This is a genomic window from Acinetobacter sp. GWC1_38_13, from assembly GCF_001767535.1.
Classification (GTDB): Bacteria; Pseudomonadota; Gammaproteobacteria; order Pseudomonadales; family Moraxellaceae; genus Acinetobacter; species Acinetobacter junii.
Genome location: NZ_MELG01000052.1, coordinates 1 through 12,332, shown reverse-complemented (window position 1 = coordinate 12,332; position 12,332 = coordinate 1). Strand labels below are relative to the sequence as shown.

General features: G+C 38.4%; 11 protein-coding genes. 6 read left to right on the top strand and 5 right to left on the bottom strand.

The window, feature by feature from the left end:
* Positions 1-1,917, top strand: a 1,917-nt coding sequence (dnaK, locus tag A2003_RS05450; RefSeq protein WP_286686914.1) for a molecular chaperone DnaK, incomplete at its 5' end; no start/stop codon positions are given.
* A gap of 44 nt (positions 1,918-1,961) precedes the next feature.
* Here the strand turns inward: dnaK and A2003_RS05445 are convergent.
* A complete protein-coding gene (locus A2003_RS05445; RefSeq protein WP_286686913.1) occupies positions 1,962-2,846 on the bottom strand; it encodes an MBL fold metallo-hydrolase in 885 nt (294 codons plus the stop codon).
* Positions 2,847-3,019: 173 nt separating this feature from the next.
* Here A2003_RS05445 and A2003_RS05440 point away from each other — a divergent pair, with 173 nt between their 5' ends.
* From A2003_RS05440 to A2003_RS05425, 4 genes are all read left to right on the top strand, one after another.
* Positions 3,020-3,931, top strand: coding sequence for a matrixin family metalloprotease (locus A2003_RS05440; protein WP_087540374.1), 912 nt, complete (start codon positions 3,020-3,022; stop codon positions 3,929-3,931).
* A 324-nt stretch (positions 3,932-4,255) separates the two neighbouring features.
* The gene (locus A2003_RS05435) at positions 4,256-5,170 is read left to right on the top strand and encodes a matrixin family metalloprotease (protein WP_112986671.1); all 915 of its coding nucleotides are present in this window, start codon (positions 4,256-4,258) and stop codon (positions 5,168-5,170) included.
* Positions 5,171-5,503: 333 nt separating this feature from the next.
* A complete protein-coding gene (locus tag A2003_RS05430) occupies positions 5,504-6,400 on the top strand; it encodes a matrixin family metalloprotease (RefSeq protein ID WP_204378971.1) in 897 nt (298 codons plus the stop codon).
* Between the two features lie 128 nt (positions 6,401-6,528).
* The gene (locus tag A2003_RS05425) at positions 6,529-6,900 is read left to right on the top strand and encodes a hypothetical protein (RefSeq protein ID WP_004914476.1); all 372 of its coding nucleotides are present in this window, start codon (positions 6,529-6,531) and stop codon (positions 6,898-6,900) included.
* Positions 6,901-6,954: 54 nt separating this feature from the next.
* On the opposite strand, the gene A2003_RS05420 is transcribed toward A2003_RS05425, so the two are convergent.
* The 4 genes from A2003_RS05420 to A2003_RS05405 all read right to left on the bottom strand — a co-directional run bounded on the left by A2003_RS05420 (position 6,955) and on the right by A2003_RS05405 (position 10,974).
* Positions 6,955-8,247, bottom strand: coding sequence for a lytic murein transglycosylase (locus A2003_RS05420; protein ID WP_286686912.1), 1,293 nt, complete (start codon positions 8,245-8,247; stop codon positions 6,955-6,957).
* Positions 8,248-8,850: 603 nt separating this feature from the next.
* Positions 8,851-9,972 carry a 5-(carboxyamino)imidazole ribonucleotide synthase gene (locus tag A2003_RS05415; RefSeq protein WP_004949955.1) on the bottom strand — a complete coding sequence of 374 codons (1,122 nt, stop codon included), beginning with the start codon at positions 9,970-9,972 and terminating at the stop codon, positions 8,851-8,853.
* Between the two features lie 11 nt (positions 9,973-9,983).
* Positions 9,984-10,496: a 5-(carboxyamino)imidazole ribonucleotide mutase gene (purE, locus tag A2003_RS05410; protein ID WP_004914484.1), complete on the bottom strand. Its 513-nt coding sequence runs from the start codon at positions 10,494-10,496 to the stop codon at positions 9,984-9,986.
* A gap of 136 nt (positions 10,497-10,632) precedes the next feature.
* A complete protein-coding gene (locus tag A2003_RS05405) occupies positions 10,633-10,974 on the bottom strand; it encodes a DMT family protein (protein ID WP_165395641.1) in 342 nt (113 codons plus the stop codon).
* Between the two features lie 235 nt (positions 10,975-11,209).
* On the opposite strand from A2003_RS05405, the gene mpl reads away from it, so the two are divergent.
* Positions 11,210-12,332: UDP-N-acetylmuramate:L-alanyl-gamma-D-glutamyl-meso-diaminopimelate ligase (gene mpl / locus A2003_RS05400; protein WP_286686911.1), on the top strand; the 1,123-nt coding region annotated here is incomplete at its 3' end.

Below are 12,332 nucleotides of genomic sequence, written 5' to 3'. Positions count from 1 at the left end.
GGTACTACCAACTCATGTGTTGCTGTACTTGAAGGCGATAAAGTAAAAGTAATCGAAAACGCTGAAGGCGCACGTACAACTCCATCAATCATCGCTTATAAAGATGGCGAGATCTTAGTGGGTCAAAGCGCTAAACGTCAGGCTGTAACAAACCCTAAAAATACATTATTCGCAATCAAGCGTTTAATCGGTCGTCGCTACGAAGATCAAGCGGTACAAAAAGACATCGGTCTTGTACCTTACAAAATCATCAAAGCAGACAATGGTGATGCTTGGGTTGAAGTAAACGACAAAAAATTAGCACCTCAACAGATCTCTGCTGAAATCTTGAAAAAGATGAAGAAAACTGCAGAAGACTATTTAGGTGAAACAGTTACTGAAGCAGTGATTACAGTTCCTGCTTACTTTAACGATGCTCAACGTCAAGCAACTAAAGATGCGGGTAAAATTGCAGGTCTTGATGTTAAACGTATCATTAACGAACCAACTGCTGCGGCACTTGCGTTCGGTATGGACAAAAAAGAAGGCGACCGTAAAGTTGCAGTTTACGACTTAGGTGGTGGTACTTTCGACGTATCAATCATTGAAATCGCAGACCTTGATGGCGACCAACAAATCGAAGTGTTATCAACAAATGGTGATACTTTCCTTGGTGGTGAAGACTTTGATAACGCGTTAATTGAATTCTTGGTTGAAGAATTTAAGAAAGAACAAAGTGTGAATTTGAAAAATGATCCACTTGCGTTACAACGTTTGAAAGAAGCTGCTGAAAAAGCAAAAATCGAGCTTTCTTCATCAAATGCAACTGAAATCAACCTTCCATACATCACCGCTGATGCAACTGGTCCTAAACACTTAGTGATCAATGTAACGCGTGCAAAACTTGAAGGTTTAGTTGCTGATTTAGTTGCTCGTACAATCGAGCCTTGCAAAATCGCGCTTAAAGATGCTGGTCTTTCGACTTCAGACATCTCTGACGTAATTTTAGTTGGTGGTCAGTCTCGTATGCCACTTGTACAACAAAAGGTACAAGAATTCTTTGGTAAAGAGCCACGTAAAGACGTCAACCCTGATGAAGCGGTTGCAATCGGTGCTGCGATTCAAGGTGCAGTATTGTCTGGTGACAAAACTGACGTTCTTTTATTAGACGTAACACCATTAACTTTAGGTATCGAAACAATGGGCGGTGTATTAACACCAATCATTGAGAAGAACACTACGATTCCTGCGAAGAAATCACAAGTGTTCTCTACTGCTGCTGACAACCAGCCTGCTGTAGATATTTCTGTTTACCAAGGTGAACGTAAAATGGCTCAACAAAACAAATTGTTGGGTAACTTCCAATTAGGCGATATCCCACCTGCTCCACGTGGCGTACCGCAAATTGAAGTATCGTTCGACATCAACGCTGACGGTATCTTAAAAGTATCGGCTAAAGATAAGAGCACTGGTAAAGAGCAATCAATCCAGATTAAAGCGAACTCAGGTTTGTCTGATGCTGAAATCGAAGCAATGATTAAAGATGCTGAAGCGAATGCTGAAGAAGACCGTAAATTTGAAGAGTTAGCGAAAGCTCGTAACGAAGCAGATGCTTTAGTATCTAGCTCAAACAAAGCAGTTAAAGATCTAGGTGACAAAGTGACTGAAGATGAAAAAACTGCAATCGCTACTGCGGTTTCTGAGCTTGAAGCAGCAACTAAAGAAAATGATGTTGAAGACATCAAAGCGAAAACTGAAGCTTTACAAAACATCTTGATGCCAATCACTCAACGTGCTTATGAACAAGCGCAAGGTGCTGGCGGCGCAGAAGGTTTTGATCCAAATGCATTCCAAGGTGGTGATGCGGGTCAACAACAAAAAGCGGACGATGGCGTTGTAGATGCTGAGTTCACAGAAGTTAAAGATGACAAAAAATAATTTGTCTCTTTAAAAAGACCGCGCGAAAGCGCGGTTTTTTTATTTTAAGATTCATTATTTTGATCGAAATATAGTTCACCCAAAATCGGCATAAATAATGGTTCGACTCCAGAAGCTTTTATTTCTTCTAAAAATTCAGGGATATTCACACCAGGTAATAATTTTGGTGGTTGATCAATAGGCGTAAGCATCGTATCCCAATGACATGGAATAATGTATTTAGGTTTCAGCAAGCGCACGACATCTTTGACATAGTTCGGGCGATATTTGCGTCCAATCGCACATAGACAAACAATATCTGCTTGCCTCCCTTGTAATTCTTGTTCAATAAAATCAGCTGAATCAATATGTACAACGCGAAGATACCCCGTATTAATCCACCAATTAAACACTTGACCATGCCGTAGGTGATGAAATTTCGGTGGATAAGGTGGCGGTGTAGTCATATCCCCTGGTAATGGCACCCGACCAAACAATGCTTTGCCATGAATCGACGGCAGTCCAACAACTTGCCATTGCCCACATTCAATGACTTCCCGTCCCTTTGTTTCAAGCATTTGCGATTCAGACAAACCTGCTGATCGTCCATACATTAAGGTTGCTTGAGAACCAATTAGGCGTGCACCTGTTTGTTTACATACCTCTGGTGCATCCAAGATATGATCGTAATGCGCATGCCCAATTAACACGTCATCGGCATTTGGAATATATTTTTTGACTAAAGTTGGGTCACTGAGCAAAGGTTGCGTGAATGTTTGCCAAAAATTCGGACGACTAATAAAAGGATCCAAAACTATAGTTCGATGTTGATCTGAAAGTATAAATCCTGCTGTTCCCAAGTATTGAATCTTTAAATTTTGGAAACTACTTTTTGCTGGTGAACTCGCATTCCACTGGTGATCAGGTACTTTTAATAAATAGTTGCGCATCTGCATTCCTTGATTATTTTTATCATTCCAAGTATTGCGTTATTAAAGCAAAAGCCTAAACACAATGATATATTTTCTTAATCCACTCTTTTACAGTAGTGCTACTTTATGTATGAAGATAATATGCTTCTACAACATTGATGCAATGTAAGCTTAGACAAGAATATTCAAAAATGCCTCGCCTTCTGATAGTTGTATTTATACTGATTGCTGTATTTTGGCTAAATTATCAAAGTCGGGAACATCCACAACTCAAATTTAATGCGCTTTCAGATCGAGTGCTTCATCCTTTTGATACCCGCCTACGTTATCGTATCGGCGATGTTGACCCACGTTTTAAACTCAGCATCGAACAAGTAAGACAAATTAGCGAACAAGCAGCGACGATTTGGAACGATGGAACAGGTCAGCAATATATTGTTTATGATCCAAATGCTCAGCTTACAATTCACTTGATCTATGATGAGCGTCAATTTGAGAGTGAACAACAACGCGCTCATCTCAATCAACTCAAAATGAATCAACAAGAATGGATCAATAAAAAACAAGAATTAGATCAAATGGAACAGCAATTGGCCTTCAATAAACAAAGTCTAGATCTAAAAAAACAAGAACTAAATCAACAAATTGACAACTATAACCATCAAGTACTTTTGGCTAAACAAAATGCTACTGATCATGATCGCCAATATTTCCAACAGCAACAATACGAATTACAACAGCTTGTACAAAAACTCAGGCTTGAGATTGATAACTTTAATCAGAACATTGTCGAACTGAATAGAAAAATTGACAGCTTAAATTCGTTAGATCAACAACTTGATAGTTCTGTAAAATTATATCGACAGCGCTTTCAGCCACGCCTTTTTCACAAAGGGCTATTTAACGGAAAACAGATTTTGATATATGAATTCCAATCTGAAAATGATCTACGGCTCACCCTTGCTCATGAATTTGGACATGCACTGGGGCTCTCCCATCATAATGATCCACAAGCATTGATGTATCCATTAATGCAAGACCAAGACCTCAATAATTTCCGTTTAAAACCTGCTGATTTGGAGTTACTTCAAAGCGTGCAATAGAGAAAGTTATAGAAGGTGAAGTACATCTCATTAAAAAATTAAATTACAAAAAATAACAATTTGATTTTTAACTAAAAAGAAGCTTAAGTTATGCACTTTCGGTCAATTAATCAATTTTAAAGCATTGATTAATCTAATGTTATGAATAAAAAAACAACAATATAGACTCCATCTCTCGTTTATTTCGTTGTGCTATGAATCGCATTATTTTTTTTATTTTAAGGAAAAAAATCACACTTTTTCATATTAATTATTAATTAGATAGCGTTTTGACGACATCAAAATTTTGCTCAAAAATGAATTTTATTTGGGGGGATGTTGCTCATGCGTTATCAAGCTTTGTCCATTATTGTTGCGTGTTTGAGTCTAAATATTAGCAGTTTAAGCCATGCTCAAAATAACCCGCACAATGCAACTTCGCATCAGCATCAAGTTGCTGACATGCCCCTACGCTATCGTATCGCTCCAATAGATCCTCGTTTTAATTTGAGTAGCAAACAAGTCCTAGAACTGACTCAGCAGGCTGCAAAAATTTGGGAAGAAGAAACGGGTAAAAAGCATTTCATTTATGATCCAAATGCTGAATTTACAATCAATCTAGTTTACGATGATCGTCAACAACACACTTCAAATCGCTTACAAGGTCTCAATCAACTTAAGCAACAACAGCAACAATGGGAAATCGACTCTCTACAAATACAACAAGTAAAAGATGAGATACAACGTGCAACCGCCTCAATTGCAAGCAAACAAAGCCAACTCACTGCACAATTCCAACAATACAATGCAGATGTACAACGCTTCAATCAAATGCGATCTTCCTCTAAAGAATGGGCAGATCAACTAGCACAACGTCAAAAACAACTACAGCAACAATCTGCTGAATTGAAACAAGCAATCCAACAACACAGTCAAAAAACGCAACAACTAAATCAACAAATCAAAGGGTTAAACCAAAACAATCAACAATTGGCACTTTCAGCAAATCAGTTTAACCAAACGTTCCAACCACGCCTTTTCCACAAAGGTCAATTTAATGGAAAACAAATCTCTGTATATGAGTTCTCTTCCAAAGATGACTTACGTATGACTCTTGCACATGAGTTCGGTCATGCCTTAGGTTTAGATCATACTGATGATCCAACGTCATTAATGTATCCTGTCATTCAAAAACAAAATATGGAACGATTTGCACTAGCACATGCAGATCAACAAGAGTTGGTTCGTGCCGTCAATTAATTATATTAAGAATTTGATTTGCACCGATCAACTTAACCATTTGGTATATTTATTAAACAAACAAACTTTTTTATTAGATGAATAGGAAAGAAAATATTAAGATTAATTTCACATAATATTCAAAGTTTATTATTAAATCTAACATGCTGTAATTACTTTTATTATTCAAATTTTGTGTATAAAAAACACAAAAAATGGCAATTTTAAAGCCAATTCCCTATTTTATTTAGAACTCCATTATTAAGAAAAAATAGTAAAAATGGTTTTTTAAGAAAATTGACTGATCATTTTAACTGAATAAAATACGTCCTTTTTCCAGTTTATCTCCTGTATATGCATCCGTTGTCTTGGCTGTTGTTTATCATTATTTCAGCATTTACCTCAATCCATACTCATGCTCACCCTGTGTCTCAACATCTGGATGAGGCGGAAGATTATGATTCGCCTCTACACTATCGTATTGCAGACCTTGATCCTCGCTTAAACATTAGTAAGCAAAAAATGATTGAAATTAGTCAAGAAGCCGCCGCTATTTGGGAACAAGGTACGGGTAAACGCTATTTTGTTTATGATCCCAAAGCAACATTTACTGTAAATTTGGTCTTTGATCAGCGTCAAGTTCGTAGTATGAAACGAACTGAAAATCTCAAAAATCTAGAACAAGAAAAGCAGTTTTGGTTAGATGAGAATCAAAAACTACTAAAACTGAAGCAAGACTCTCAACAATTGCACACCCAATTAGAATTACAAAAAATTAAATATCAGGCCCAACTCAATGCTTACGCAAGCGCTCAGAAAAAATATCTCAATAAATCAAATACAAAAAATTTAAACTTACTCCAAGAGCACACAAAACTACTCAATCAGCAAAGAGACGTCTTAAAAATCCTGATCAATGACCATGATCGTAACCATCAACAAATTCAGGTTAAAACAGATGAATTAAAACAACTTCATGAACAGCTAACTCAGTCCGTTGATCGATTTAATCAAAACTTTGCACCTCAACTCGTTCATAAAGGGCAATTTAAAGGAAAACAGATCTTTATTTATGAGTTTTCTTCGATTGATGATTTACGCTTAACCCTAGCCCACGAATTTGGACATGCTTTGGGATTGAAACATACACATAATCCTAAATCATTGATGTATCCACGAATTAAGGAGCAAGATCCCAAAAACTTCCAACTAACAGCAACTGATCTCGCACTGTTAAATCATACAAATTAATGATGATCCCTCTATAAAATCACATGAAATCTACATTTCTATTCAGGTAACAAGAATAGGTCGATTCTTTGGATTTATTCGTGTTATTGTGTTGATAAAACATCATCTTAGTCTTAACGGAGATCAACATGAGTTATTATCATATCCTCATTGAAGTGAACGACCACATCAGTACGATTGAACAAACTCGTGATATTGAGATCTTGAATATTCAAGATATTAGCCCTTATCTCCACTCGATTTTGATTCCATATTTCAATGAACAAATCGTTGAACTTGAAGATGAAAATGTGACATATGATGAGATTCTTCATCTAGAAGTAAAACAAACGCTATTACCTATCGAACATCTGATTGAAGAAGAACAAAAACAATTACCAAGTGATACAGATGTCACTATTACTGCTTATGAAATCTTTAATGATCGAGATTTGAGCCAAGATGTGACTGCGGTAATTTTTGATATCTTAGAAGCAGTCAAATTAGACGTTGAACCCTAAGAAAAAGGTCTACTTTAAGTAGACCTTTTTATTTTTAAATTATTGATAAATGATTTATTGCATCATTTGTTTTGCTTGTTCTTGACGGAAAGCTCGTAATATCTGCTGCCCTGCGCGTCCAGTTGGATTTAAGCCAAGTCGTGTTTGTTCTTGCCGAATAGCTTGACGACTCTTATCACCTATTAGCCCATCTACTGCACCAATATCATAGCCACGCTGTAGTAAAAATTGTTGAATTTCGCGGCGTTCCGCGCGTGAAGTACCCGCATCATCCGTCGGCCATGAAGTTAAAAATGGCGTACCTCCACGTAATCGGTCAGATAAATGAGCAATCGCTAATCCATAACTTTCCGCAGCGTTATAACTATAAATCGCATCAAAATTTTTGAAGACCAAAAATACTGGGCCATTTGAACCTGCTGGTGCCATTAAACCCGCCAATGTACTACCAGAGAGATTTCCTTGAATTAAAGCGGTACCATCGGCACGTGTAAGACCTTGTGCAATCCAGTGATTAAGTGATTTTTTATTACGGCGACTTTCACCTGAAATCGACATTCCATCAGGAATTTTGACTTCAAATCCCCATGGCATTCCTGTTTGCCAACCTGCTCTTTTCAAGAAATTTGCTGTAGAGGCTAACGCATCGGTTGTACTAGAAACCAAATCACGGCGACCATCTCCATCAAAATCTACAGCTAAGCTTTCATAGGTTGATGGCATAAATTGCGTATGTCCAAATGCTCCAGCCCATGAACCATAAAGTTGGTCTTGGGTTAAATCTCCACGCTGTAAAATACGCATTGTTGCAAAAAACTCACTGCGGAAATAACCTTGGCGACGTCCTTCACAGCTCAAAGTGCCTAAAGCCTGTAATAAAGGATATTTACCTGAAATGTCACCATAGTTACTCTCAACTCCCCAAACAGCAACGACTGTCTCTGCTGGAACACCATAGGCTTGTTCTACTCGGCGGAGTGCGTCTTGATGCTGTGCTAGTTTCTGTTGACCTGCTTGTACACGCTCGTTATCAACCAAACCAGATAAATAATCCCAAATCGGCGTCGAAAATTCAGGTTGATAATTTAATTTATCAATCACTGAATAATCTGGCGTTAGATTTTGCGTATAACGATCATAGGTCGAAGCAGAAACACCAGATGCAATGGCTTGAGAACGTAAATTTGCCAAACATCCCTGAAAATTTGAATTTGGAGAATAAACGTTGCTGGTTGGCGTTACAGTGGTAGCTGAAATGGTAGCACCATTAATCACCAGTTCCGCATGAGCTTGATTTAATAAAGTGAATAAGGCAGTGCCTAGAAAAAAACGCAAAGAATGTTTCATGTCTTAACCAGAATTTTTAAATTTAAATTTCATATTCAAGATAGCATGCAGCAACAGCATGTATCGTTTGGAATCGTAACTTTGAATTCATTTCTTGTCTTTTAAATTTAAATGAATATTTTAAATTCATAAAACTTGCGATTTTTAAATTTAAAACTTTAACCTATCTTTTTTAAATTCAAATCAGCACATCTTTTTGAATTCAAAACACAATCCAAGTCATACAACTTGTTTTAAATTCAAAAAAACCACTCAATTTAAATTTATTTCCTTAGCAATCATCCTAAAACTATCATGAAGATGAATTAAGCCAATTTTATCTTTAAAATCAGCATATAGTCATTGATACACACCACTAAAATTTAAATTCAAAACAACTTAAATCATCAAGTTTAAATTTAAATCTCACCCCATACTTTTGAATTTAAAAGTAACCTAACAACCAAAACTCAGTTTTAAATTCAAATTAAGGACACCTTGTTTAAATTCAAAACACCAGAAAGAGTTATCCACAACCAAATTCATTATACACTTTTAAATTCAAAAACATTAAGCCAATAAAAAAGCGATCCGAAGATCGCTTTTCGTTGCATTGTGGATAACTTAGATATTCATATCAGTCGTCAAAGCTAAAGGCACAGGTAAAATTTGAGCCAATTGACGGCATAAATCTGTTAATTCATCAGAATTATTCGGCATCAAAGTGATATGTCCTAACTTACGACCAGCACGCTCAGACTTATTATAAAGATGTAAATGAGCACCTTTCAGCGCTAAAACGTCCTCAGATTTAGGATGTTGCCCGATGATATTTACCATCACAGTTGGACGAACAACATCCGTTGCACCAAGTGGTAAGCCTGCAACTGCACGAATATGATTCTCAAATTGCGAACAAATCGCACCTTCAATCGACCAATGTCCTGAGTTGTGTACACGACATGCCATTTCATTGGCATAAAGCCCTTGCTCAGTTACGAATAACTCAAGCGTAAGCACACCCACATAATTCAAATGGTTCAATAACCGGGTAATGTAATCTTGTGCAACAGGCTGTAGATCTGTGCTGTTTGGCGCAGGAACAATCGAGTGTGACAAGATACCATTGTGATGATGATTTTCTGCCAATGCCCACGTTTTGACATCGCCATCTTGTCCACGTACTGCAATAATCGATACTTCTCGACTGAATTTCACAAAACTTTCAGCAATTAGACTTTTTGCAGGCCCAAGTTCAGCCCAAGCTGTATCAATTTGATCTTCTGAACGCAATACGAACTGACCTTTACCATCGTAGCCACCTGTTACGGTTTTTAATACGATCGGTAAGCCTAATTCATCAACAGCTTGCTTTAAACTTTGCAAGCTATCCACTGCGCGATACGGCGCAACAGGAATAGCTAACTCATCAAACAAGCCTTTTTCAGCTAAACGGTTCTGAGCCGTCGCCAAAGCAAGACGAGGAGGGTGTAATGTTTTGGTCTGAGTCAGAACATCCACATCAGCTACAGGCGTATTTTCAAACTCAAGACTGAATACTTCAGCACTTGCGATGAAAGCTTGAAGCGCTTGTGGATCTTTACTTGAAAATACAGGACCTAGAATAGCCGCAGGGCAATCTGTTTCTGCTTCGAAAAAGCTACATTGAATATTGAGTGGTAAAGCGGCTTGCGCCATCATGCGTCCAAGCTGTCCGCCACCAAAAATACCGATGGTTTTATTCATGATCAACCTCGTTATACTTGACCAGGAATGTTATTACTCGATACTTTTTCAGTTTGTGCAGTACGGAAATCTGCAACATTTTTTGCGATCTCTGGACGTGTTAAACCTAGAATTTGAGCTGCCATGATGGCTGCATTGGTCGCACCAGCTTGGCCAATTGCCAATGTGCCTACCGCGATACCTGCAGGCATCTGCACAATCGATAACAACGAATCAACACCATTTAAAATCGAAGATTTTACTGGCACGCCAAGCACTGGCAAATCAGTTTTTGCTGCGCACATTCCTGGTAAATGTGCAGCACCACCAGCTCCCGCGATAATCACTTGGATACCACGATCACGTGCTGTTTCAGCATATTCAAATAAACGATCTGGTGTGCGGTGCGCAGAAACCACTTCAGCTTCAAAAGGCACACCCAACTGTTTGAGCATGTTTGCGGTATGTTCAAGTGTTGCCCAATCCGATTGAGAACCCATGATAATCCCGACTAAAGGTTGGTTATCTGTTGCGACCGCATTCATTGGCTTTTCCAAAACAAGATAAAAAGAGGAGAGTGTCTCGACTTGCGCCAAGCACAAAGGAATAAATTGGGGGATATTATAGCGTTTTTTTCAGGCATCCCCAACTACAGAAACGATTAAGCATCGCATAGAAAAACTAGCTCTGATTACGAAAAACAAAGTAGACGCACCCAAGCAAACACAACATTGCCCAGACATAATCTAATTTAAATGGCTGTTTAAATAAAAAAATCATGAACGGAACAAAAACCAATAGTGTCACGACTTCTTGGGTAATTTTCATTTCCCCCAAGCTCCAGCCATATTGATTTAATAATTTCGTTGCGGGGATCATAAAACTGTATTCGAGTAGAGCGATACACCAACTAAATAGAATCGCTTGCCATAGCGGAGCATCGTGTAAGATTTTGAGATGTCCATACCATGCCAAGGTCATAAAACAGTTTGAAATAATCAATAAACACAGGGCTAAAAGCATCGGGCTCAAAATAGCGTCCTTCTAATTCGGAAAATAAAGACAACAGGGAGATAGATACATCTTAAAAACGATGAAATCTTAACACTTCTCGCTTAAATTTTAAGTGAAGAACAACAACGAATTTTGACTATCTTTTCACTGCAAGCCTTGCTATCGTTGCGATTGAATTTTATTGATAACGACAATCATACACACGTGTTCCGTGCTGTATGCAAAGCAGTGGAGTAGGCGAGTTATGCATCTGCATATTTTGGGTATTTGTGGCACATTTATGGGGTCTTTGGCTCTATTAGCACGAGATTTAGGACATAAAGTCACAGGTTCAGATGCCAATGTTTATCCACCGATGTCGACTCAACTCGAAAATGCAGGCATCGAACTGATGCAAGGTTATGATCGTAGCCATTTGCAACCACATCCCGATCTTGTAATCGTCGGCAATTCAATGAAACGTGGTATTGATGCCATCGAGTATATGCTCAATGAAGGTTTACCTTATATTTCTGGCCCACAATTCTTAGCTGATCATGTGTTACAAGGTAAACATGTCCTAGGTGTCGCAGGCACACATGGTAAAACGACGACGACTACAATGTTGGCGTGGGTACTCGATCAAGCAGGTTTAAATCCAGGTTTCTTAATTGGTGGTGTACCGCTTGGTTTTAGCGAAAGCGCACGTTTAGGTGGTGGCAAATATTTCTGTGTGGAAGCTGATGAATATGATTCTGCTTTCTTCGATAAGCGTTCTAAGTTCGTCCATTATCATCCAAAAACTGCGATTTTAAACAATCTTGAATTTGATCATGCAGACATTTTTGATGATCTTGCTGCGATTCAAAAACAGTTTCATCATTTAGTACGCACCATTCCAAGCGAAGGTCGTATTATTGCTCCAATTACTGAAACCAATATTGATGAAGTATTAGCACAAGGCTGTTGGACGCCTGTGGTTCGCACCAGTCTTGAACCTAATGACCAAGCTGCTTTATCAGCGGATCTGATCAGTGCCGATGGTAGTCATTTTAAAGTCCTTGAAAATGGCAAGGCAATCGGAGAAGTAAAATGGAATATGACAGGACAGCACAGTGTAGCCAATGCTTTGGCAACGATTGCTGCTGCTCAGCATGTCGGTGTCAGCCTTGAACAAGCCTGTGAAGCATTATCTAACTTTGGTGGTGTAAAGCGCCGTATGGAGCTGTTAGGTACTGTACGTGGCATCGAAGTCTATGATGACTTTGCCCATCACCCAACTGCGATTGAAACTACACTCGACGGCGCACGTAAACGTCTTGGTGAACGTAAACTTTGGGCAATCATTGAACCACGTTCTAACACTATGCGTATGGGCAGTCATAAAG

Bases quoted from the DNA above. Each gene is read 5' to 3' on its own strand.
- A2003_RS05445 (WP_286686913.1), bottom strand. From the start codon at position 2,846: ATGCGCAACTATTTATTAAAAGTACCTGATCACCAGTGGAATGCGAGT.
- A2003_RS05440 (WP_087540374.1), top strand. From the start codon at position 3,020: ATGCCTCGCCTTCTGATAGTTGTATTTATACTGATTGCTGTATTTTGG.
- A2003_RS05435 (WP_112986671.1), top strand. From the start codon at position 4,256: ATGCGTTATCAAGCTTTGTCCATTATTGTTGCGTGTTTGAGTCTAAAT.
- A2003_RS05430 (WP_204378971.1), top strand. From the start codon at position 5,504: ATGCATCCGTTGTCTTGGCTGTTGTTTATCATTATTTCAGCATTTACC.
- A2003_RS05425 (WP_004914476.1), top strand. From the start codon at position 6,529: ATGAGTTATTATCATATCCTCATTGAAGTGAACGACCACATCAGTACG.
- A2003_RS05420 (WP_286686912.1), bottom strand. From the start codon at position 8,247: ATGAAACATTCTTTGCGTTTTTTTCTAGGCACTGCCTTATTCACTTTA.
- A2003_RS05415 (WP_004949955.1), bottom strand. From the start codon at position 9,972: ATGAATAAAACCATCGGTATTTTTGGTGGCGGACAGCTTGGACGCATG.
- purE (WP_004914484.1), bottom strand. From the start codon at position 10,496: ATGAATGCGGTCGCAACAGATAACCAACCTTTAGTCGGGATTATCATG.
- A2003_RS05405 (WP_165395641.1), bottom strand. From the start codon at position 10,974: ATGCTTTTAGCCCTGTGTTTATTGATTATTTCAAACTGTTTTATGACC.